The sequence below is a fragment of the Candidatus Zixiibacteriota bacterium genome (assembly GCA_018820315.1).
Classification (GTDB): Bacteria; Zixibacteria; MSB-5A5; order JAABVY01; family JAHJOQ01; genus JAHJOQ01.
This window is the reverse complement of sequence record JAHJOQ010000155.1, coordinates 26,100-50,778: the sequence shown is the minus strand read 5'-3', so window position 1 is coordinate 50,778 and position 24,679 is coordinate 26,100. Positions and strand designations below refer to the sequence as shown.

Sequence of the window (24,679 nt, the reverse complement as noted above, 5' to 3'; positions counted from 1 at the left end):
AAGCTCATAGTATGGCGAGAAGTTGTAGTATGGATTCGGGACGGTCTTGATATTTTCCATTGTTCTGGCGATGACCGTTCCATCATCCTCACCGATCTTCGGAGCAGAGAATCTGAACACATCGGCGGGAGTGTTCGCCTTTCTGGTAATGAAGAGCACCGAGTCTCCCTTTGTCCAGCCCTCAATGACAGTGTACGGAGCCCATCCGTAGATTCTGTAATCCCAGTCATGACGCGAAATCGGATCGGCTGTATTATATCCCCAGTACTGTCCATCGCCGTCATGGTACGAGTAAGAGAAGAAGTCATTACCGTAGATATTGGCGTCAGTACCGCCAATGTCCTTCGTCAGGAACATGAAATAGTCGTCACTGTACCAACGGAAATCTCCGTAGAAGTCGTAGAACAGCGGCCAGAGGCGAACATCGTCGTCAGGACTCTCGAAGTCATCTCCAAGATCATAGATCGCGAAAGGAATCGAGACTTTGTACAGATCCTCTTCCGCAGCACTTCCGCCGATGAAGTATCCCCAAATCGTATCACCGTTCTCATCAAGATATCTGATGGTCGTATAATCGTCACCATCATAGTTGATGACTGGTCCGGGAACGGTGTCATCCGGGGCAGCAAGGAATTTGACGTAGAAATCGCGGAAGTTGGCGTTGTTGCCGGCATTCCGGCCGCCCATGTAAGCCTGATCGCCATCGAGTCCCCATTCGCTCTCTTCGATGGCATAGACCTCATCAATCTGCTTGAAGCCGGGGGACGGGCCTATCGGTCTGACCATAAATCCGTCGACAATCGGATAAGTGTAGTCGCCAGATTGGTTGGTCTGACTCTCTAGTAGCATTTCACTAGTCGTCAGATCGGTCAGGTTCCACGAAAGATCTGCATTGAAAGTGACTTCATAGTCATGACCGGTCAGATCTTCCTGTATCAGGTATTCGACCTCGACATATCCGTCAGACGCGCCCGATATCCTGGTAGCATCTCTCGCCAGAGTTGCACCCGATCCCGATGGAATCACCGTGACACCTCGAATCTTAGATTCGAGATTGTAGGAGAGCATCCCGGCATAGTTGGGGCCGAAGAACACAGAGTCCTCGAATGCTACCTGCTGAATGTTCACACTATACGAAGTAACTGCGAAGTAGTGTGGACGATACGGAATTATCGTGGAGCCGTCTCTCGGATCGCGGTCGGTGTAATACTCGTACACTGTTCCACTATTGGTGCCTTCCTGACTGATGATCCGCTCTTTCGCCTTATCTTCATACAAGAGAGCATAATCCCAGATACGAGGAATGGTGCCTCCGGAGCAATCCCACTCGCCGCTCACACTGTCGTACTCGCAGTCGACATAGTCGCCAGCCGCTTCCGCGTACGCTCCTTCGAGCTGATCCGCATCGTAGTCATAGGTCGCGATCTTGGTCCACGGACCTGTCGGAGAATCGCCCATGTAGACATTGTAGCCTTCGAAGACGTATAGCTGATTCAACTCGTTCCGGAAATCTTCAAGATAGTTGTCCGGACCTTCGGCATTATCAATCCACACGAGCTCGACCGCATTTTCCAGTCCACGGGCATATACGATAGGATTCGGAGGCGGCTGAGGAATCTTGAAGTTCAGGTCATATACAACCTGAGCCGCTATATCGATTTCCTTCAGCATTGTTACACCGTCCAACGCGCCGGTGCCCTGCGCGGCGAGCGCCGCAGCAACGACGACCTGGGTATCGCCCGGTTCCATCGTGAACGGACCGGTCGTCATCATCCAACGGCGGTCAGCCGACGCCTCATCGATCCAGCCCTCACCGGTCACTGGGTCGCCCGGAAGCTGGAACAGGGTTACCTGATTGGTATTCGGATCGATTACCGGGGATCCATCACGGAAAAGACCTTTCATGTAGTTGTACACTTCCGTGTAGTTCAGCGGGTCTGTACCGTTGATGTACTTATTGAACGATGTCATCCCGAGCTGTTTGAAGTTCGGAACCGGCCCCGTTGGCAGGTATGCCGTGTCACCCTCTGAAGGAATCAACGGCCCCTGGAAAAAGTCGAAACCGACCGCTGGCGGCGAAGATCCGTAATCGGTGTCCGAACCGTCATTGTACGCATAACCAAGTGAGAGTGCGGTATCACAGCCAACGAAATCATCGCTGGCATCGCCGACGTCCGGATCAGCCCAGAGCGAAATGAAGGTGGAGTCGAGTCTGTTGCCACCCTTGTTTATGATAGTGTACTTCATGAACATCACGTTGTCAAGGGGGCCTTTTGCAGCAAATCCGAAAGTTGACTGCTGAATCTCGACACCGAGAGGATTGGTCTGCATGTTGGAGTGACCTTCCTCACTAGCATCGTTGTATACTGACCAGCACATCTGATTTCCCAGCAATGCCGGATCGCCGTTTTCATCCACCGGAGCACCATCGTCAACCGGCCACTCTGCGCGGTCTCTTGAGTCATCATACGGCGACAAATCACGATTGGATCCGTCACCTATCTTGTAGACTCGGAAACTGGCCTGATCCTGCTGGAATGTACCATCCATCATCGGACCGGGGACGAATTCTGATGCATATTCGCCGATTGCGACGCGAGTTTCACTACCCACCTTCGCACCGACCCAGATACCGGCCGCGTAGATGACAGTCTTGTCATCCTTTTCAGATCCAAACGGATAGTACCATCCGTCGGTCTTTCCGAATTCGCCTGCATCGTCATACCCGAAGTTGCCGTTGTTGTAGACAACGCAGAAGATGCTGTTGATCCAGAGGAACGTTTTGGTATCCAGAATCAACGACATCCCAGGGCCTGACTGTTTGCCGGTTTTTGAATTTAGTCCCCAGGCGACCGCCGTCATCATTGACACGATCACCAGGAAGACAATCAAACGCTTAAGAAACATTACTTCCTCCTATGTGAAGCTCCCGAATTAGAAGCTCAACCGCAATCCGAAGCGGATGAGTCTCGGGATGTCGTAGTTCAACGGCGAATTTTGCGCGAGCTCATAGAGCTGCTCGCCAGTGTATCCGAAGTCGTTAGGTTCGCTGTAAGTCTCTACAAACTCTTCCCCTGCCGGCGTGCTGAGCCATCCTGTAGTGTTAGGCTTACCGGTACCTTCGTACACGGTAAGAGCATTATCACGATCGAGGACGTTCAGCACCCAGAAGTATGCGTCGAAATTCAAGTCATAGAGCATGAATCCTCGGCTCAACTTCAGGTCCACGCGATAAGTCCACGGCCCATACCTGGAGTTGATCGATGATGCCGGAGTCGATGAAACCGAAGCTAACGTCACTTCATTGTAAACCTGCGCCGGTGTATAGGGCGTACCGGATGCGAAGTTGAAGATCACGTTGAGACCGGTGTTCTCGAGCGGGAAGATGTTGCCGAGTTTCGGACCTTCACCCTTGCCCGCACGGACGTCAACGATGCCAGTGAACTTGTGTCTTTGATCGAAATCGAGCGGCGATACTCTGATCGGGCGCTCGGTGTCGGTCCAGGCAATGTTCCGCTGCGAGGACGCAAACGAACCGGTACCGTTCGCCATCGAGAATGTGTAGCTCAGATCAAGAGACACGTTCCTGGTTCTGCGCATCTTCAGGTTCATCTCCACACCCTTGATCGTGCCGAAGTCACGGTTACGATACGTCGGGTAGCCTTTCGGCTGAGACGGGAGCCTGAGGACTTCTGTCAGATTCTTCACATCTTTGTAGTAGGCAGTGATGTCAAGCCGTGTGTTTTCACCCATGCGATGTGTGACACCGATTTCGTACGCTGTCGTCTCTTCCGGCTCAAGGTTCGGATTTCCAACAGGGTAGTAGTACGGAGCTACCTTGGTCATGTACTCAAGGTAATCGTAGGAGACGTACAGATATTGAAGCTCAGGACGCTGGAAGAACTTCCCGTATGATAGACGGAAATGCGTCCTATCCGATACCGGATAGGCAATACCAATACGAGGAGAGAACTGAGTTTCAGCCTTCGAGTCCTCGAGATCGGCTTCTGTCAATTGCTGACCCTGGACTACCTGCTCATCAGTGGGATTTTCAAGAGTGTCAGTCCGATCGGGATTGAGAGGATAGAACTCGTTTCTCAGCCTCTTAGTATTCGCATCGAAATAATCTAAGCGAACTCCCGCATTGACGATCAAGCCTTCCCACTCGAACTTATCCTGGAAATATGCTGCAATCTCGAACGGATGTTTCGCAGCGTTCCAGCCATCATCCAGCTTGTTCTCGCCACCGTCGGTATTGTATCCGTAGTTATCAACATCGAGCCAGGCGGTGCCGTTCAGCACTCGTGTGCTGTCGGTTCCGGCTTCGTTGTACTCCCATTCGTAGAAAATCTTCTGCGGGAATAGGTGGCGATAATATCTGAGAGTGTGGCGCTGATACTCCGCACCAAACTGAACTTCGTTGTGGGCATTCAATTGCGAAGTGACATCCCATCTGAGACCGATGTAGGATGAATTGCGATGCAAATAGTCATCCAACATATACGCCTCATCTTCCGGCGTCTCAGGATCATCCCACGGACGGAAGAGCGAGGTCTCTTCGAATCTGAGGTTGCCCTCCGGTTTGCCATAGTCCATCAGATCTTTGAAGTGCTCACCGTCGCCGCGATAGCGCTCGGTCTGGAAGAAGTTGGCTGATATAGTGTGGAACGTCGACTTGGAAATCGTATGAGTCAGCTTAATGTAGGCAGAGTTATTTCTGTCTTCATATCTCGGCATGTGACTGAGATCAAACATGTAAGAGCGTCTGTACTCCTGCCATTTGTCCAGCGATCCGAGCACGCCGATACGAAGATCCGCCTGTGGATGGATATCGTAACGCAGCTTGCCCTGCCACGTCCAACCATCCCGCTCATTCTGCGGGAGTACTCCATCCGCTGTTGCTTTCGGGCTGCGATCGCGCTGCCAGCGGCGCTCGCCCGAGACGTAGAATGACATCTTGCTAAAACTCGGTGTCAAAGGACCGGAAAAGTCGACTGCGTAAACATTGTAGTCGAAACTATCACCATGGAAATTATCTGTTATGCCTTCGACATTCCCGTGATAGTCCTTCTGACCTTCCTTTGTGGTGACGTTAATAACGCCGGCCGAGACCTTGCCATACTCGGCGTTGAACCCGCCAGTCGTGACCTGCACCTCTTCAATCGCATTGTTGTTGATCGCAGTCGTTGAAATACCGGTCAGCGGATCCTGCTGCGAGAATCCGTCAACATAGTATGCAACGTCAGACTCACGGCCACCGCGGATGTTCATCGACGGTTCGTTGGTCGCCTCGCGGCTGCCGCTTCCTCGTGTGCGCAGGCCGCGGTTTTCCTTAAACGCTACCACGCCGGAACTTAGTCCGACAATATCCTGATACCCGCGAGTAGGCATCTGCTGGATTTCATCTTTGGTGACGACGGTAAGAGAAGCAGTCTGATCCTGGAGAATGAGGGGACGCTCGGCCTTCACCGTGATGACCTTACCACTCTCGACTGCCAGTGTAGTCAACTGGAAATCGTAGCTGGTGGTCAAGTCGACGTGTACAAAGAGATCAGTCGCTTCCACCGAGCCGTACCCAACCAGCTGCGCTTTGAGAGCGTAAGTTCCGACCGGAACATTTAGGATGTTGAACTTCCCTTCAACATCGGTCAGCGCTCCCATGGTCGTCCCAGTGATTGAGACGGCCACACCCGGCAGAGCCTCACCCGTTTCTTTGTCCGTCACCACCCCCGATATCTTTCCTGTAGTACCTGCTATCGCCACCGCTGAGGTGAGCAACAGGATCGCCAGGAGGATACACGGGGCCATAAGCAATTTTGTATTGCTCAAGTCTAAACCTCCTTGGAAGAGTTTCTTAACTGGGTCATTAGCAAAAGTGCCTATACAACACCTCCTCCTCATGAAATGTTAAGTTCCTATAATCGCTGTAAACTTGCACGTTAGCATAATCATAGCACAGCAATGTTGAACGCTATTCAACTGACTTCCAGAGTGCCGACAATGAGAGGCATTTCGACCACAACAAGCTACTCCACAGCCAAAAGTCAGCTCGAACCGTTCAAGCCCTTACTATCCACGAATATTACGAAAGTTTTAAAATCCTTGTCAACAAAAAGTCGAACAATTGGTACAATTACAACCATCTAAGCGATTGCAGATTAGCCGATTACAGACTCATTCGCACTTGTAGCCGCGCCGACGGTAAAGCAAGTCCAATATGCCTTTTGTTGATCCACTAGTGCATTCTCACTAGAATTCTGTTACCTTATTTGCGCACAGCATCTTGGCTCCTGTCTATTATGTCGATCAAAGGCTGTAATCTCTCTACCAAAAAATGTGCAGAAACGACACACTCTGAGATATGAATTGCCAACAGATGCTACACCGATTATATTTTCGAACTGAAATTCCGTCTGGAGGACACGGATTGACCTACACCGTGGCAACATGAGATTTGTCAGGACACTCATCCACAGTGCAAGAATCTGGTGCAGGAAACACCTTCCTGAAACAGCATTGGATGCGCTTAGAGCGCTATCGCGATGCCGCCATTCTCGAAGTAAGGCACTCAATCGTAAGAACAGTCCTCTCTTGAAGCTCGGTGATCTCGCCGCCGACCTGAGAAGCGCCGGATTTCGAGCCGGTGATGTCATCATGGTACATTCTTCACTCTCCAGCATAGGAAGGGTGGAAGGATGCGCGGCGACTGTTATCGCAAGCCTTATCGAACTTCTTACAGACGAAGGTACGCTGATCATGCCATGCTACAACTCAGCCGGATCTTTCTTGCGGAACCTGAAGCATGGCAAGATGCTGGATCTTCGAACTTCCCCGTCGGCCACAGGGAAAATCACTGAGGTCTTCCGTGCATACCCGGGGGTGCTGCGCAGCTCACATCCGTTCTCGTCAAGCTGCGCGATCGGAAAGCATGCCGAATACGCGACGAACGGCCACGAAATGGCTCCAGAAGTCTGTCATGCAGACTCTCCGGTCGGTCGATTGGTGGAGTTGAAGGGCAAAGTGGTCGGAATCGGAATCTCGATTGCTCAGGGCCTTGGCGTGGCGCACTACATGGAGGACACATGGGAAGGATTTCCTTTTGAAGTTCACACCCCCAAATTCCCGGTGAAGTACATCAATTCGTCCGGAGAAATGGTCGAACGTGATGTCTGCCGGTTTGATCCGGGGATTGCACGGACACGGATTGATTATCCTGAAGGCGCATGGATATGCGAAAAACTGGCGTATCATCTCGCACGCAAAGGCATTCTCGAACGGTTCAAATTCGGCGATGCAGAATCATGGGTTATGCAAGCAGATGTCCTGTACGAGGAGCTGAAGCGACTCGCTGCGAAGCATGTCACGATGTACCTGACCGAAGACAAACTCACTGACGAGAACAGAGATACAGAAAGTTGGTAGGTAGAAGATCAAGAGCCTGGACAGCAAAGTAGTGAGGATAACGCTGCACATTGGTACTGCAACTCGAAGGACTGCACCGTGTCGTCACCCATAATAAACCTCCTCATCACAGCAGATTATGAGTTATTCCTTGGGAGGAATTTTCTGAGTGATGACGAGGTGCTTTTTGCGCCAACACGCGAACTACTTGACCTGAGCAGGCGGATCGATGTCCCGATAACGTTCTTCGCGGATGTCTGTTCCGTATGGGCGCATCGGGATTCCGGGATCGAGAAGTATCCACATCTTTTTGAGCAGCAGCTGTGCGACGCCGTTCGGGATGGCCACGATGTCCAGCTGCACCTTCATCCACATTGGTTGTTCTCCTCATTCCGTGATGGAGAATGGCGCGTCTCGACTGACAGAATGTACATGGCCGAGCTTGGGTACGATGACACGCACTTGTCAGCTCCCGTTGTCATTCGGCGCGGAATTGATTATCTCAATCGACTAATTCAGCCAGTGAACTCGGACTATAAGTGTATCGCATTCCGTGCTGCGGGCCTCGCCCTGCAGCCTCGTGAACGGGAACTCATCAGCGCCCTCCTGGAAAGCGGAATACTGCTCGATTCGAGTGTGGTAAAGGGAGTTAGATTCAAACTGGATACAATCGAGATCGATTACAGCAATGCTCCTACCTCCGCAAACTGGTTCATGAATCCCGAAACCGGCGTGACAGCTCCGTCCACCAGCGGACTGTTCGAGATTCCAATCGGAACATTCAAGATGGATATTCTCAACAGGCTTGAATTCATATGGAGAAGGGCAATATCTGTGAAAATGCTGCGGGGCACCGGAGTTTCTCGATCTCAGCGTCAATCCACATTGGCGAATATGAAGACCCTCATCAAGTACAACTTACGCTACCTATATACGAATCCCTGGTTCAATCTATCTTGCGACACGAAGGGATATGATCTGAAAATGCTGCTCACCGGGTTTAATGATTACGTTGCCAGACACAGCGATGGTGAGAATATCTTCGTTTCGCTCATAAACCATCCGAAGATGATGTTCACTCCGCAGCTTGAACTTCTGGAATCGTTGGTAACAACGACGCGTAACAAATATAGAGATCGTATCCGTTTCATTACTTTCTCGGAAGCACTGAAACAGATAAGGTCAGATTAACCGTAACCCGCTAATCAGCACTGAACTTGCTTGACGCAGAGGATCAGAGAATGGCTAATCTAAAAGTTCTGCTTCTAATCTGGCTACTCCTTGTGCCGACATTATGGGCACAACAATCCAAAAACAGCTTGACTCAGACCGAATTGGTAGAGATAATTCGCAGAATCGACGCGCTCTATCGATCGCAGTCGAGCTACTCGGAAATCGAGATGGAGATTGTGACACCGAACTGGCAGCGAACACTCTCGATGAAAGCCTGGACAGAAGGCATGAAAAAGACACTCCTGAGAATCACCTCCCCAAAGAAGGAGATGGGCGTCGCCACTCTCAGGATCCAGAATGAGATGTGGAATTATCTTCCAAAAACCAACAAAGTCATGAAAGTCCCCCCATCGATGATGATGAGTTCCTGGATGGGATCGGATTTCACCAATGATGATCTCGTCAAGGAGTTCTCGCTTTTCGAAGATTACTCATACGAACTCATCGAAATTCCGGATTCCGATACCAGTCTGATGTTCATAAACAGCATTCCCAGAGAGGATCTACCAGTAGTCTGGGGGAATGTCGTGATAGCCGTCAGAAAAAGTGACCATATTCCGGTATGGCAGAAATACTATGACGAAAAGGGAAATCTCATGCGAGTGCTGACTTATTCCAACGTCAGGAAGTTCGGCGACCGCATAATTCCATCGACAATGGAGATGGTTCCGATGACTAAAGAGGGAAACAAGACTGTTATCCGATATCTGACTGTTGAGTTTGACGCTGAAATCCCGGAAGAGATGTTCACGCTCCGATCTCTTCGCACCGAGGAGTAGCGGGGCACTAACTTATGATGATAAAGATCGCCTTCCGCAATATTTTCCGGCAGAAGCGCCGCACGATACTCACGGTATTGACAATGCTCGGGGGATTCACTCTCTCTGCGGTGTCGATCGGGTGGTCTGACGGAAGTTACAACAACATAATCGATCTCTTCACCCGTAATCAGCTCGGTCATATCCAGATTCATACACAGGGGTATTTGGATAAGCCGACGCTTTACAAGACAATACATGACTACGATAAGATAGAGAATCAGGTGTTGAGCGTTCCGTGTGTGCAATCCTGCGCGCCACGCGTCTTCTCAGCAGGGCTCGCATCGGTTGGAGATAAAAGCGCCGGTGTGAAGATCATTGGTGTGGATCCCAGACTGGAAAACACTGCAACCCGTCTTGATAAGAAAGTCATTGAGGGAAAATCTCTTTCCATGACTCCGCAACACGAGATACTTCTTGGTAAAGGGCTGGCGCAAGTCCTTTATGCAAAGATTGGCGACGAGGTCGTGATTCTGTCACAGGGAGCTGATGGTTCAATCGCGAATGATCTGTACATAGCAACTGGTTTCATCGAAAGTAGCGACAAGATGAGTGATCAGATTTCACTCTATCTTCACGTGAGTGATGCTCAGGAACTTCTCGTTCTCGATGGCCAAGTGCACGAAATAGCGGTTATTGGCACCGATCTCGGTGATATCCCGGAATTGGCGCTGGAGATCAGGGCTGCGATAAACAGACAGGACCTAGCTGTCGAAACCTGGAAGGAATTTGCGAACACGTTCTATCAGGCTATGCAGGCTGACCAGCAGGGCATGTGGGTGATGTTGTTTGTCATAATTCTCGTTGTGGCGGTTGGTGTGCTCAACACGGTACTGATGACCGTCCTCGAACGAACAAGAGAATACGGACTGCTGCGGGCGGTCGGGACATCGCCGAGTCAAGTGTTCCGGCTCGTCCTCGCTGAAGTCTTCTTTATGTCGATAATCGGCGTGATAATAGGCAGTGGACTCAGCTACATTGCGAACGACATCCTCTCGACACACGGCATCTCACTCGGGCAGTCATTCACTTTCGGCGGCGTGGAATTCACCACCATGTACGGGGAAAACAATGCTCGCTGTTTCTATATTCCCGCTCTGTGCATTGTGATTTCTGCAACGCTGATATCGATCTTTCCGGCACTTAAGGCTGCCCACATTGCACCGGTGAAGGCTATGCGAACTCATTAGGAATCGTCAAATGAAACTGTACTTGAGGCTTGCAATCAGGAATTTGTTCCGCAACAAGAGGCGTACGTTCATCACCGGCACCGCCATCGGAATCGGACTGGCAGCGCTCATCTGGGTCGACGCCCTGATGATCGGCATGGAGAAAAACCTGATTCATTCGGCGACGGCTTCGTTTCTCGGAGACGCGCAGATTCATCGCGACGGATTCAGAGAGACCTTTGAAGTAGAAAAAACAATCGGCAATCTTGACGGAACACTCGCGAAGCTCGATACAGAACCCATCGTCGAGCGTTACACACAGCGCGTGATGTCCTTCGCGATGATAACTTCGCCGGCTAATGTCAGCGCGATTAGCATGGTCGGCATAGATCCGGCAACCGAAGTAGATCTGTCTCAGATAGACGAGGCCATTATCGAGGGGAAATACATCGACGGATCGAATCTGCGTGATATCTTAATAGGTGCAAAACTCGCAGAGATTCTGGAAGTCGGGCTCGGAGATCGCTTGGTCATGACTGCAACCGAAGCCCAGACAGGTGATCTCGCACAGGAGATGTTCCGTATCTCTGGAATATTCCGATTCCGAATCACCGATATGGACAAAGGGATGGTGTTTATCGACCTGGGCAAGGCACAAGATATGCTCGGACTCGATCATGGGATACACGAGATCGCGATCAAATTTACGAGCAGCGAGTTCGGCAGGGATAAGAGCATACCGTTCTGGAGCAACTTATCCACCGACGAAAACGAGGCGTTCGGCTGGGCGGATATTCTGCCTCAAATGGCAGCTGCATTCGAGTTGGCAGATTTCAGTACTTATCTCGTTGGGCTGATTCTGTTCGGTGTCGTGGCACTCGGGATAATCAATACTCTTTTTATGTCGCTCTACGAGCGCATGTATGAATTCGGTGTGATGCGCGCGGTCGGCACAAGGCCGTTTGCTATCGGACGGCTGATCGTATTCGAAGCGGGAGCTCTCGCGGTAGTCAGCAGCCTCATAGGCATAATCCTGGGGTTGGCGGTGAGTATAATCAGCGGCCAGATCGGAATCGACTATACTGGAATTGAGTATTCCGGCGTCACTTTCCGTGAACCGCTCTACCCTGTAATGGAAGTCAGTCAGTATATTAAGTTCCCATTCTGGGTGTTCGTGTTTACAACGCTGGTCAGCTTCTACCCTGCTACATTTGCGGCAAAGCTGATGCCGGCAAAAGCAATGCGGAAGAGTTTGTGAGGAGATATGTGACATGAGCATTGACAATGGCTTCGTGGTTGTGACAGAAGGAGTGACTAAAGAGTACTCCGAAAACGGGATACCTGTCATGGCGCTGCGGGGGATCGACCTCAAAATCGCCAAGAGTGAATTCACCGCCATAGTGGGACCTTCAGGATCGGGCAAAACGACATTTCTGAACGTGATCTCCGGCCTCGACAGCGTTAGTGACGGCGAAGTCTGGCTCGGCGGTAAGCTGTTGTCGGTCATGAGCGGCAAAGAGCTCTCCGATTTCCGCAGAGATAATATTGGGTTCATATTTCAGGCTTATAATCTGATTCCGGTACTGACGGTCGAGGAGAATATCGAATATATAATGTTATTGCAGGGTGTGTCCAAAGATGAACGCCACGAGCGTGTGATGAATATTCTCAGAGAGGTCGGGCTGGATGACTATGGCAGCCGCCTGCCGAGCAAGCTATCCGGCGGTCAGCAACAGCGTGTCGCCATCGCGCGAGCGATGGTTGCCAAACCGAAACTGATCCTCGCGGATGAACCGACCGCCAATCTCGACTCGACATCGGCAAATGCGCTGATCGACATGATGCGCAGACTCAATGAAGAAAGCGGAGTCACATTCATCTTCTCGACACATGATGTGAAGATTATGGATAAGGCGCGTCGTTTGATCGAGCTGAAAGATGGATTGATCGATACGGATGATGTTCGATGATGATTCGCTTCAAAGCGATACTTCTCGTCAATGCGATCTTGGCCGCGACGTTCGTCGATGCGGTGGCAACCGATAATCTGAGTATTAATGGATACGCAAAAAACTTCTCTACCATCCTCGATTTCCCAGCTTTCACCGGTCCCGGATTCCGACCGGATGAACCGCTGCTCGGGTCGGTAAGCAATCGCCTTCGGATGAAGGCGCGATGGCGAATATCGGAGAAATTCGCTCTGAACACCGAATATGACCTCTCCGGCAAAGTGCAAGACAAAAGGCTGTTCACATCTGCCATCACTATAGCGCAGATCAACCCGTTCAGTTACCGCGCAATCGATCTTGAGGATAGACTCTATCCCAGAAATATCGACGATGCCGAGAGTTTCGCGCTGTCGCAAAACCTCGATCGCATGTTTGTCACAATTCGGGCATCGCAGTTCGATCTTTATGTCGGCAGGCAGGCTATCGCATGGGGATCGGCTCGCGCGGTCAATCCGACCGATGTAATCGCACCATACACATATAACGAGCTGGATACGGAAGATCGTGTCGGTGTCGACGCCATCCGCCTCCGTTATCCGCTCGGATTTATGGGCGAAATCGATGCGGGTTATGTCTTCGGAGATGATTTCAAATTTGACCAGAGCGCGTTTTTCGCACGAGGCAAATTCTATGCAGGCCGCACGGATGTATCGATCATGATGGTCGGCTTCCGCGAAAACCTAATGGCAGGACTCAACATAGCGCGTTCAATCGGAGGAGCGGGATTCTGGGCGGAGGGCGCTTATGTTTTCGCGAATGCGCTCGGCGATTCCGGGATTATATCCGGAGAGTCGTATTTTCGCGGCTCGGCAGGGCTCGACTACAGTTTCGCGAGCGGTCTCTATGGCTTTATCGAATATCACTTCAACCAGGCTGGCACAACCGATCAGGATAAATACATCGGAAAGTTTTCGACGACCGCCTATACCGATGGTGCGGTCTATCTACTTGGCTGCCACTACCTTTCCCCCGGCTTTGCATACCAACTGACACCGCTGGTGACTCTCAGCGGTCAGGCGCTCATCAATGCAACAGACCCATCGGTGCTGGTTGCTCCATCCATCGAATATAACATTTCTAATAACATCTATATAGCGGCTGGCGCGTTCACCGGCCTTGGCAGAGGGCCAAAGCTGAGGGTCAGTGAAGTCCACCCCGACATATCGGTATCAATAGGTTCTGAATTCGGCAGCTACCCGGACATCTACTACACGTCATTCAGGATATATTTCTGAGCTGCCTGCAAATGGTTGGCATTGAATGAGTTTAAGAATACCGGAAACTCTACCGATCCAGTGGTGTTACTATCACGGTGACAAAAGTGATAGATTATAACTTTCGTATTTCTTTGAGTGATACGTCATAATGCATATTGAGCTTGACATTGGTGTCGAAATGAGTACTATTGAACTGAGAACGGCAAGAAAAATGGCGGGTGGAAGCATGTCCGAACAATTCCCTGAAAGTTCTAATGTCGCGATTGAGAATCTCTTGACTGAAGGGATTCGGCAACTGGAAGAACATATAGACTCGGATGTTCTTGGGTTCTCTGGAAGCCTTGTTTATAGTGTTGATGATTTTGTTAGAGATGCTATTGAGCGGATCAAGGACAAGAAAGAGACCTTAATGTTCATTATTGAAACCAACGGTGGTTACTTGCTACCAGTAGAACGCATTGCCAGCATATTACGACATCACTACAAGACAGTTAATTTCTTAGTTCCTAACTTCGCCATGTCCGCGGGAACTGTACTTGTAATGTCTGGTGATGACATATATATGGACTACTATTCTGTGCTTGGCCCCATAGACCCCCAAGTTGATTCTCCAGGCGGCAACATGGTTTCAGCTATCGGCTATCTGAAAGAATTTGAGAAGTTTGTTGGTCTGTCTAATGATGGGAAGCTGTCGTCGGCCGAGCTTGCCTTTATGCTTAACAAGTTTGATCCAGGCACGCTCTACCATTACGATCAAGAAAAACAGTTAGCCACGTCCCTAATAGAGGATTGGCTCATCCGGTATAAGTTTAAGAACTGGACTGTCACTGAGACTAAGAACGAAACAGTAACACACGAGAGAAAGAAACTTACGGCAAAGAATATTGCAGATCGGTTAAACAGCCCAGAAATGTGGCATTCCCACAGTCGCGGAATATCCAAGAAGACCCTCGAAGAGGTTGTTGAACTTAGGATTAAGGATTTTTCGGCAGATTCCGAGCTTAATAAACGAACGCGCTCTTACTTTAGATTGTTGAAGGATTACTGGATGAGGAGAAGACATAGTCTGGTAATTCACACGAGACACGGTTACGACGGGTGGGGTCAATAAGATGAACTACGAGTTAGATAGAAAAGAGATTCTCAAGAAGAATCCTGCTATAGACAAGGAGCTTGTTGAGAAGGCATTGTCCCTTGTCGATCAAGCAGAGAAGATGGGTGTGCCACCAGTTGGAAACAAGTACGTTCCCCCCTTCAGGCATACGATTTTTGATCAGATAAGAAAAAAAGAAAAAGGGCTTGATAAGTGATAACCTGTCACTTATGCATCTGCCAGTGAGCAAGATAGAATACTTGACAAAAGTGAATGCTGACCGCTTTATGACGGTCGATGAGGCATCCCAAGAGCTTGGAGTCAAGACTACTGCGCTGCGCAACTACCTGTATCAAGAGAAGCTAACTACTTACAAATTCAAGACTCTGACGCTTCTTAGCAAAAGCGAAGTTGAGGAATGGAAGGATCGCAGAAGATAATGGCTCTTTTTTGACCCTTAAGATGATAGAGTATCATGTATCATCATATGGTCAGGGATTGAGAAGAACTCTGCGCAAAAGTGATTGACAAGTTATGCCATGTGCAATATAGATTCATTGGAGAAAGGAAAGGAATAATGGCTAGCAAACAACGTCAGAGTGTTCAGCGTGGACGCGATGCACGATCAGGTCGATTCATTCCTGTTGATCGGGCGCGCAGAGACCCTGACCACACCGTGGTCGAACGAGTGCCACTTCCCCGCAAAGGGAAAAGCAAGAAGTAGAAGCCAGTCTTCCTACTTTGCCATCTGATTGCCCTCTGCGCGGGCGGATACCTCGAAACTCAGGACTCATGCCCGCAGGCTGTCTTGCGGACAAGAGTTAAGAGCACATGCGGACATGTGCCGCCGACAGCCGCCTACTACACGTCATTCAGGATTTATTTCTGAGCCGGGCATTCTGACTCTCCCCCAATCCCTTCTTGACTATGGCTGCAAACTCTATTATTGTATGCAACCGTGGATACTGTAGACCGTGGTGTCTGCCTTACCGGGAATGGGAACAATATCGGGGTGTTTCTATCTAGATTGCAACCTGCGTTATCTGTGAGACGTAAATAATGGTTAGAATGGATCAAAGTATTCTATGTTGAAACTGGTTGGTACAGACGGTAAACGATTCTATTCCTGGAAAATTACACCCGGGAAACATCTCATCGGTCGTGAGACCGGTGCTGGACAATCCTCGTGCGAATTCACGATTCAGGAAAAGACCGTTTCGCGCAAACATGCCGAGATTGAGGCAAATGCCGACGGAAGCAAATACTACATCACAGATCTCGGTAGTCACAACGGTACACTCGTCAACGGCGAACGGCTCGATTCCTGCAGAGAGGTTAAGGAGGGCGATGCGATCATGTTCGGCCAGACCGAATTTCGCCTCGCACACTCTGATGAGCCGGAGAGCCGTCCATCCGGTCCCACCAGGACCAAGCTCTCTGATCTCGATCCCAAGAATTCAGTTTTCCTTTCGATAAATGAGGCGCTTAAGCCGCTCCCCAGGAAGAGTTCGGAGCTGCCAGACCTTCTGCCGACTCTCTTCGATATGGCAAAGATGCTGGTTCTGCCGGAACCGAAGGAAGTGATGCTGCAGCGGTCGCTCGAACTGATATCAAAAGTTATTCCCGCGCAGAGACTTGCGATCCTATTCGTGTCAGAGGATCAGGAAGAGGTGTATACTGTTGCAACAATCCTGCCGGGGGGGCGAGACCCGGGCGAGTTCACATTGTCGAGGACGATTGTTAAAGAAATAATCACAAATAAGAATGCGATCCTGATCGGTGATCCTATGAGTGATCCGAGATTCGCCGAACAGAAATCGATCATAATGTCGGAGATGAAATCGGCGGTTGCTGTACCACTGTTCGATGAAGGCAGGGTGCTCGGAATACTGTATGTCGACACCACAAGCCCATTACAGAGTTACAACGACGAGCATCTGCGAGTGCTCGCCACATTTGGCAATATTATAGCATCGCGGCTTCTAAACTACGAACTTCTCGCGGAGCGGCAGGAAAAGCAAGTGATCGAGGCTGAGCTACGTCGGGCTTCAGCTATTCAGAAAGGACTTCTGGTCGACACCCCGCCCGAATTCGCGGGGTACACTCTGCGCGCATTTCAGGAGCAGTCACGCGCGGTCGGCGGTGATCTCTACGACATGCGAGTCCTTCCCGACAGCAGGCTTCTTTTTCTGGTTGCAGATGTCAGCGGCAAAGGGCTGGGCGCTGCACTCCTGATGTCGAACATACTCGCATCGTTCAGGATCCTCTATGAATCAGACGAATTCGATCTCAGCCGCGCCGTTAGGAAAGTATCGCTCCAGATAAATCATTTCAGCAGGACCGGAGAATTCGCTACGTTGTTTATCGGACTGGCCGAACCGGGCAACAATATCATCAGATATGTAAACGCCGGTCACAATCCGCCGGTCGTTGTTAGGAAAGACGGCGGCATCGAGCACCTTGATCCGACTGGCCACATGATCGGGGCGTTCGATTTCAGTGAATGGAAAGAAGAACGAATTGAATTGTCAGATGACGATATTCTTTTTATCTTCTCCGATGGTGTCACCGAGGCCCAACGCGCTGCCACCACCGGCAGCGACGAACCGGATGCAGAGGAAGATCAATACGGCGACGAAAGAATGGAAAAGCTCCTCGTGGAGTCACGAGGAATGAAGCCTGCTGAAGTCGTCGACTGTCTAATGCATGACGTACTGGAATTCATTGGGGATGCTCCGAGATCCGATGATATAACGATGATGATTATCAAGAGAGTCATAGAATGATACTGGAATCTAGTCAGCAGTTTTCGCGCTTCAAGGTCCTGCGCAAGATCGGCGAAGGCGGGATGGGCGAGGTCTATCTTGTAGAGGATCAGAAACTGGGCAGAAATGTGGCGCTCAAGCTTCTGCAGCCGGAGTATTTCGACAGTCCCGACAGGCTGGAGCGGCTCAACAGAGAAGCGCGAACGGCGGCAAAAGTCTCTCACTCGAATGTCATGTCCATCTATGATATCGGATCGGAAAAGGACGAGAAGACAGGACGCGAACTCAGCTTCATCGTGATGGAGTATATACGAGGCGAGTCTCTTACTGATTACCTGCGTGACAAGAATCCCAATCTCAAAGACCTTTTGCGAGTTGGAGAGAAAATTGCATCGGGGCTTGCCGCGGCCCACAAGCTCGGAATCGTGCATCGAGATATCAAGACCGACAATATCCGAATCGATGAAGAGGGAGAGCCGAAAATTCTCGATTTTGGCCTCGCCAAACCAACTGCCTCCAGCTTTGCTGGAGAAGGATCATCGGACACCGATACAGTATCCAAAGAATTAACCCAGGAAGGCAAAATTCTCGGAACGATCACATATATGTCGCCGGAGCAGGCGCGGGGCGAGACGGTCGACTCACGATCCGATATATTCTCGTTCGGGACGATGATGTACAAGATGTTCACGGGAGTATTCCCGTTCGATGCCCCGGACAGGGTCTCGGTGCTCGCGAAAATCCTCGAATCGAAGCAGGCTCCGGTCAGACAATTAAACGAGTCTCTTCCGTCTGAACTTGAGAGAATCATCGAGAAATGCCTGCAGAAAAGTCCAAACGATCGCTATCAGGACACGCGGGATCTTGTCATAGATCTGCGCAGCCTCCGCAAACAATATGAAAGTGGAATATCGGATACATCGTCGATTGTCACAGATGCAGCGAAACCGTCTAAGGGACGGTTTGCCCGTCGCGGCTGGATTCAGGCCGGATCAGTTGTTGTTGTGCTTGTGGTGCTTATTGCGGCAGCGATGAGCTATTTCAGCGGATCCAATAAGCCAACAGGCTTGCAGGCTCAGGAGAATGCTCTTGCCATTTTCGGATTCGAGAACAAGACGGGTGATTCGGAGCTTGACTGGCTCACTTCCGGACTTCCGGAGATACTATTGACTGACCTTGCAGAGAGCAGATCGATAAATCTGATCAGCCAAAGCAGAGTCCTGGACTGCCTTGGCGATGCAGCCAAGTCTCAGGGAGGTATGCCGAGTCATCAGGCGTGTGTAGATGCCGCAAGATCACTCGGTGCCACAAGAGTACTCTCCGGTTCAGTTTACAAACTCGGCGATATGTTGAGAATTGATGCGCGCCTGGAGGATCTCGAGTCAGGCAAGATCATACTCGGTGAAAAAGTGGTAGGCCAAAATCCCATCGTGCTGGTTGATAGCTTGACGCAGAAGATTGCGCTGTCGCTAAACATCAGCGACATGATGTCCGAGAAGACTCAGGTTGCTGACATTACTTCATCATCACCGGAAGCATATAAGCACTATATATTGGGGATGCAGGATTTCGCCCTCGATTTCGATAAGGCAATTGCTGAATTCGAAAAGGCTATTGAGATAGATTCTACTTTCGCACTGCCATACATGCGTCTCGGAATGTCCTACACATTTCAGGGACGGAATCAACAGGCGGCCACCTATTATAATGCGGCATCTCGCTTCGCAAGCAAACTCCCGGTAAAAGAACGCAGTCTGCTTGACATTTACACCGACATCTGGCTGAGATCGAACTTCGATGATGCCCTTATCAAAACAAAGGCGTATTTGGAGAATTATCCGGATGACAAAGAGACTAGAGGCTACTATGCTTTGATGCTCAATGTTCTCCAGAGAGATTCCGACGCGGCGTTAGCTCAACTCGACACAGTTATGATGCTCGATCCGCACTACTATCTGGCACTCTCGTTTTACGCAACTATATACCAGAGTAGAGAGGATTACGAGAAAGCCATCGAGTACACCGTTCGTGCGAAAGAAGCGAATCCTGAATCACCGACGCCATATAATGACCTGTCATCGATGTACCTCGCCAACGCAAGATACGATGAAGCTGAGGAGATTACCCGGGAGATGCTGGAAAAATTCCCGGAGAGCACGGATGCAATCGGTAGACTCGCGACATTGAGCGTTCTTAAGCGTGATTTCGAGATGGCGCGGCAGTATGCCGAGAAGCTCACAGAAGTTGATCCTGACGATATCTTCTTGAGAATCCGATACCATAGGATATTGGCAAATGTCGCTTTCTGGACAGGGAAGTTCCAAACCGGCACGAGTGAATTGTTCGAGGCGGCTCGTTCAGCGGAGGCAACCGGCGATAGTACGCAGGTCAGGGGACGATATGCGACTATTGCTTCACGATATCTTCTGTTTGAGATGCCTGACAGTGCACTCTTCTACGGCAAGATAGCCGCCAAATGGGCATCGAATTTCTCGACGCTTAATTATCCAATGTTGCTGATAGAGATCGATCCGACATATGAGAAAGAGGCGCGTGAGCTAATGAAATCGGCAGTTGAGGAATTCAAGAAGAGGCTGCCGTCGGAAATGTGGGACATCACCGACAATTTCGAGATGATTTTCAATGCGAGAGCCGCTGCGGATACGAACGCTTTGATACAGGGCTTCGAGAATATGATGAATCAATCCAATCAGAAGAGTACCAGCAATCTTAGAGAACTGGGGATTGTTCTGGTTGCGAGCGGACAGTATCAGAAAGGGAAGGAAGTCCTTCAGGAGATCCTGTCCGGCGTATACGAAGCGACTGATGGCTTCGAATATTTGCTTGCGCTCTACTATACCGGTGTCGCAGACGAGGGGTTGGGAAATACTGCAGATGCAATTGCCGCCTACAAAGAGGTGCTCAAGTATTGGGGAAGTCCGGAGATTGAGATAAAAGAGATAGCAGACACGAGACAAAGACTCAGAAAGCTCACCGGCCAGACTTAGACGCTCACCAGTAGAGCCTCGCACTCATTACGCTTCGTCAATTCTCGCCTAACCGATTCCTAACACGATCCTAATAGAATACTTGCATTCTATAGCGTTTTTTCGGAGATTCTGCTATTACGTGGGAGGATTGAAGATGCCACGGGAAAATATTCTCATTATTGAGGATGATAGAGACATTATGGAACTTCTCGAGTACAATCTTGGACGCGAGGGATACAACACAATCGCTGCAGAGACCGGAGAGAGTGGCCTGCAACTCGCTGCATCTGCCGTTCCTGATCTGGTACTCCTTGATCTGATGCTTCCGGGAATGGATGGACAGGAAGTCTGCAGAAGACTCCGGAACGGTGACAGCACTCGTGACGTGCCGATCATAATGATCACCGCAAAGGGAGAGGAGTCGGATGTCGTTACCGGCCTTGAACTTGGGGCGGACGATTATGTCACAAAACCCTTCTCCATCCGTGTTGTGGTTGCCAGAATCAGAGCGGTAATCAGGAGAAGGTCTGAACCGGCCGTCGACAATTCAAAGGTAATCAATACGCAAGAAATCACCATTCACCCCGGGAGACACGAAGTTCATGTGGGCGAAAAAGTGATAGAACTGACACCCACCGAATTCAGCATATTGCATCTACTCGCCAAGCGACCGGGATGGGTATTGACACGCTATCAGATTGTTGATGGCGTGCGAGGTGATGAAGCCATCGTGACTGACAGGTCCGTTGATGTACAGATACACGGACTGCGCAGGAAGCTCGGCTCGAAAGGTCATCTCGTGGAAACAGTCCGTGGAGTAGGTTACCGATTCAAAGGATAAACATGGCAAGACGGCGAATGTTCTGGCAGCTCTTTCCCGCGTTTCTCCTGATCACGCTCGCATCGGTTGTCGCTGTAGCATGGTATTCTACAAACGAACTACGTGAATTCCAGTTAGATGATGTTGCAAACAACCTTGAGGCCAGGGCTTCTCTGGTTCAGAGTCAGGTTCTTACTGCTGTCCTGGAGAATCGAGCTTCTGATGTGGACAGTGTGTGCGATCTTCTCGGCGCTGCCTCCGAAACGAGAATCACCGTTATCCTGCCATCCGGTGAAGTTTTGGGAGACTCTGAAGAAGATCCTTCTCTGATGGACGATCACTCCAACCGTCCGGAAATCAAACATGCACTGGGAGGATCAGTCGGATCATCTATTCGGTTCAGCAGGACAATTGGCGAGACTTTGATGTACGTTGCTATTCCTCTCGTCAGTGACGGCGAGATCATCGGAATCGTGAGGACTTCCATTCCGATCACGTCAGTCGAAAGGACACTTGGCGGTATCAGAAGAAAGATCGCATTCGGCTGCGTAGTCATTGCCGCGCTGATCATAGTCGTCAGCCTGATTATCTCCAGAAGAATCAGCAGCCCCATCGAGAGGTTGACGGTCGGCGCGAATTACTTCGCCAAAGGTGAGCTTCAGAGAAAACTGAGAGTCGATGGATCCAATGAGGTACATGCTCTCGCGGAAGCTATGAATGAGATGGCCGCTGATCTCCACGACCGTATTCAAACGGTGACTCGACAGAGGAATGAGCAGGAGGCAATATTATCGAGCATGTCTGAAGGAGTCATTGCGTTCGATTCTGCGGAACGTCTGCTCGAAATGAATCATGCCGCAGAATATCTCATCGGGGTGACCAATGAGAAGGCCCGTGGTCGTTCATTCCATGAAATCGTGCGAAACGCAGATCTACAGCAGATGGTCGAGAGTGTCCTGGCTGGAGAGCCCGTCGAAGGCGACATCGTCCTCAGAATCGGTGGCGAGAAACACCTTCAGGTCCGCGGCACTGCACTGCGCGATGCGCGAGGAGATCGGAAAGGCGCACTGATAGTCCTCAACGACGTTAGCCGGATAAGGCGGCTTGAGAACATCCGTCAAGATTTCGTTGCCAATGTCTCACACGAGCTCAGAACTCCCATCACATCGATCAAGGGGTTCGTGGAGACGCTTCTGGATCAATCACCCGAGGACAAAGATGAGGTCAGACGATTCCTGGAAATCGTCAGGAAGCATGCGGATCGTCTTAACACGATCATCGAGGACCTTTTAAGTCTGTCCAGGATTGAGGAGGGAGCCGCAGAATCGGGATTGACTCTCGCAAAGTCAAGCATCAGAGAAATCCTTGCAGCCGCCATCCATGCATGTGCAATGCAGGCGTCTTCCAAAGACATCACAATTGACCTCGAATGCAGCGCCGATCTCTATGTGAAGGCTGACCATGCCCTGCTCGAGCAGGCTGTCATTAACCTCATAGACAACGCCATCAAATATAGTGACCGGGGAAGCGGGGTCAACGTGATTGCCGCCATGTCGAATGACTCAATCGACATCTCGGTGATGGATCGTGGAATCGGAATTGAGGAGCAGCATCTTTCGCGAGTATTCGAGAGATTCTACCGAGTAGACAAGGCGCGCAGTCGTGATCAGGGGGGAACCGGCCTCGGTTTGGCGATAGTCAAGCATATAGCGATTGCGCACGGGGGTAATGTTGAGATAGATAGCACACTTGGCGAAGGAACAACCTGCACCATCCACCTCCCAATCTTGAAGACCTGATCCGGTTCGCGAATAGACGAGGCCACAACGCAACATTCATGTTTGCAGTAACCTAACTTTGGGCAAACAATTAACTAAGAGTTAACTGAAGCTTAACAGAATCTTAACATAAGAACGGTTTCATCCTGGCGGTGAACCACACAAAGATGGTTCATAAGCTGACAGAAACTAAGAACCGGTGAAATTGAAAGGCAGATGAAGAGGAGACGCGACAGAATGAAAACTATACTGATCGCATGGATGGCTTCAGCTCTGCTCACCTCGTCGGGAATGGCGAGTGAGTGGTGGGAAAATGTCAAGGTGAAAGGTGATCTGCGTTACCGCCATGAAATGATCGACCAAGAGGGCAAGGACGTTCGCAACAGGCAGCGCATTCGCGGTCGCATAGGAATTAGTGGGCAGGTGAACCCCAACATCAAGGTCGGCGTTCAGCTGGCCACTGGATCGAGTGATCCGGTTTCGACCAATCAGACTCTCGGTGATGGATTTTCCAGCAAGAGTATCGTACTGGATCTTGCTTACTTCACGATGACCCATCAGGCAGTTCCAGGCCTGACGGTCACAGCCGGTAAATTCAAGAATCCCTTCTTCTTGCCCGGTGAATCGGAACTTATCTGGGACTCCGACTTAAATCCGGAGGGTGGCACCGCCAGTTATGAGTACAGCGAGGACAAGCTGAAGATAGCGCTTATCGGGGCAGGGCTCTATGCGGAAGAACGCTCATCCGACGGTGATTCATGGATCGGCGCCGGACAAGGCGTGGCTGAATTAGCCCTCAATGATGGCAAGTCGAATGTGGCAACGGGTGGAGGTTTCTTCCACTACGGGAATCTCAAGGGGTTCGAACCCCTTTTCGATGGTGAGCCGAAGGGCAACAGCGTCGATTCAGTCGACAGATTGGCAAACGGATATGACCTTATCGAGCTCTTTGCGCAGGTAGAAACCAAGCTTGATGACATCCCGGTGACCGTCATGGGTGATTATGTAACGAACACGGCGGCGGACAGCCTCAAGACCGGTTGGCTGATCGGCTGCCATGTTGGGAAATTGAAAGATCCCGGATCATGGGCGTTCCGGTACAACTATCGCGAGCTGAAGAAGGACGCGGTGATCGGTACATTTACCGATTCAGATTTCCGGGGTGGAGGAACTGACGCGAAGGGGCACGAACTCGGTGGTTCAGTGCAGGTTATGAAAAATGCGGCTTTCGGTGCGACTTATTTCATAAATACTGTCGGACTTGACGCTGCCAAATCAGATTACAGCAAGCTGCAAGTAGATTTGCAATTGAAGTTCCAGTGAGGAATGTAGCATAGATTTAGCTACATCCTAACTAAGACCTAACAATAAGAGTGCTAGTTCTCA

Annotated in this window: 19 protein-coding genes; 16 read left to right on the top strand and 3 right to left on the bottom strand. The window is 50.3% G+C overall.

What is annotated here, in order from left to right:
- On the bottom strand, positions 1-2,907 hold a 2,907-nt coding region (locus KKH67_15295), incomplete at its 3' end, for a hypothetical protein (GenBank protein MBU1320544.1).
- A 27-nt stretch (positions 2,908-2,934) separates the two neighbouring features.
- On the bottom strand, positions 2,935-5,829 hold the full coding sequence (locus KKH67_15290) for a TonB-dependent receptor (GenBank protein ID MBU1320543.1): 2,895 nt from the start codon (positions 5,827-5,829) through the stop codon (positions 2,935-2,937).
- Positions 5,830-6,447: 618 nt separating this feature from the next.
- Between KKH67_15290 and KKH67_15285 the strand changes: the two genes are divergently transcribed.
- The gene (locus tag KKH67_15285; GenBank protein ID MBU1320542.1) at positions 6,448-7,422 is read left to right on the top strand and encodes an AAC(3) family N-acetyltransferase; all 975 of its coding nucleotides are present in this window, start codon (positions 6,448-6,450) and stop codon (positions 7,420-7,422) included.
- A gap of 183 nt (positions 7,423-7,605) precedes the next feature.
- On the opposite strand, the gene KKH67_15280 is transcribed toward KKH67_15285, so the two are convergent.
- Complete coding sequence (locus tag KKH67_15280; protein ID MBU1320541.1) at positions 7,606-7,770, bottom strand: hypothetical protein; 165 nt, start codon at positions 7,768-7,770, stop codon at positions 7,606-7,608.
- Positions 7,771-7,833: 63 nt separating this feature from the next.
- Here KKH67_15280 and KKH67_15275 point away from each other — a divergent pair, with 63 nt between their 5' ends.
- The 15 genes from KKH67_15275 (at position 7,834) to KKH67_15205 (ending at position 24,616) form a co-directional block, all read left to right on the top strand.
- Positions 7,834-8,592 (top strand): hypothetical protein, encoded by a 759-nt coding sequence (locus KKH67_15275; GenBank protein ID MBU1320540.1) that lies wholly within the window; start codon positions 7,834-7,836, stop codon positions 8,590-8,592.
- A gap of 50 nt (positions 8,593-8,642) precedes the next feature.
- Positions 8,643-9,413, top strand: coding sequence for an outer membrane lipoprotein-sorting protein (locus tag KKH67_15270; protein MBU1320539.1), 771 nt, complete (start codon positions 8,643-8,645; stop codon positions 9,411-9,413).
- Positions 9,414-9,427: 14 nt separating this feature from the next.
- Positions 9,428-10,642, top strand: a complete 1,215-nt coding sequence (locus tag KKH67_15265; GenBank protein MBU1320538.1) for an FtsX-like permease family protein — start codon at positions 9,428-9,430, stop codon at positions 10,640-10,642.
- Positions 10,643-10,652: 10 nt separating this feature from the next.
- Entirely contained in the window at positions 10,653-11,879 is a 1,227-nt protein-coding gene (locus KKH67_15260) for an ABC transporter permease (protein MBU1320537.1), read from the top strand.
- A gap of 13 nt (positions 11,880-11,892) precedes the next feature.
- Positions 11,893-12,591, top strand: coding sequence for an ABC transporter ATP-binding protein (locus KKH67_15255; GenBank protein MBU1320536.1), 699 nt, complete (start codon positions 11,893-11,895; stop codon positions 12,589-12,591).
- A complete protein-coding gene (locus KKH67_15250; GenBank protein MBU1320535.1) occupies positions 12,588-13,865 on the top strand; it encodes a hypothetical protein in 1,278 nt (425 codons plus the stop codon). Before KKH67_15255 ends, KKH67_15250 begins: the two co-directional genes overlap by 4 nt.
- A 130-nt stretch (positions 13,866-13,995) precedes the next feature.
- Positions 13,996-14,958 (top strand): serine dehydrogenasease, encoded by a 963-nt coding sequence (locus KKH67_15245; GenBank protein ID MBU1320534.1) that lies wholly within the window; start codon positions 13,996-13,998, stop codon positions 14,956-14,958.
- Position 14,959: 1 nt separating this feature from the next.
- Positions 14,960-15,157, top strand: coding sequence for a hypothetical protein (locus KKH67_15240; GenBank protein ID MBU1320533.1), 198 nt, complete (start codon positions 14,960-14,962; stop codon positions 15,155-15,157).
- Between the two features lie 25 nt (positions 15,158-15,182).
- Entirely contained in the window at positions 15,183-15,380 is a 198-nt protein-coding gene (locus KKH67_15235; GenBank protein ID MBU1320532.1) for a helix-turn-helix domain-containing protein, read from the top strand.
- 137 nt (positions 15,381-15,517) lie between these two features.
- A complete protein-coding gene (locus KKH67_15230; protein ID MBU1320531.1) occupies positions 15,518-15,664 on the top strand; it encodes a hypothetical protein in 147 nt (48 codons plus the stop codon).
- A gap of 361 nt (positions 15,665-16,025) precedes the next feature.
- Complete coding sequence (locus tag KKH67_15225; GenBank protein ID MBU1320530.1) at positions 16,026-17,726, top strand: SpoIIE family protein phosphatase; 1,701 nt, start codon at positions 16,026-16,028, stop codon at positions 17,724-17,726.
- Positions 17,723-20,713 (top strand): protein kinase, encoded by a 2,991-nt coding sequence (locus tag KKH67_15220; protein MBU1320529.1) that lies wholly within the window; start codon positions 17,723-17,725, stop codon positions 20,711-20,713. Before KKH67_15225 ends, KKH67_15220 begins: the two co-directional genes overlap by 4 nt.
- A gap of 136 nt (positions 20,714-20,849) precedes the next feature.
- Complete coding sequence (locus tag KKH67_15215) at positions 20,850-21,536, top strand: response regulator transcription factor (GenBank protein ID MBU1320528.1); 687 nt, start codon at positions 20,850-20,852, stop codon at positions 21,534-21,536.
- A 2-nt stretch (positions 21,537-21,538) separates the two neighbouring features.
- Positions 21,539-23,314 (top strand): PAS domain-containing protein, encoded by a 1,776-nt coding sequence (locus KKH67_15210; protein ID MBU1320527.1) that lies wholly within the window; start codon positions 21,539-21,541, stop codon positions 23,312-23,314.
- A 216-nt stretch (positions 23,315-23,530) separates the two neighbouring features.
- A complete protein-coding gene (locus KKH67_15205; GenBank protein MBU1320526.1) occupies positions 23,531-24,616 on the top strand; it encodes a putative porin in 1,086 nt (361 codons plus the stop codon).
- Positions 24,617-24,679 lie beyond the last annotated feature (63 nt).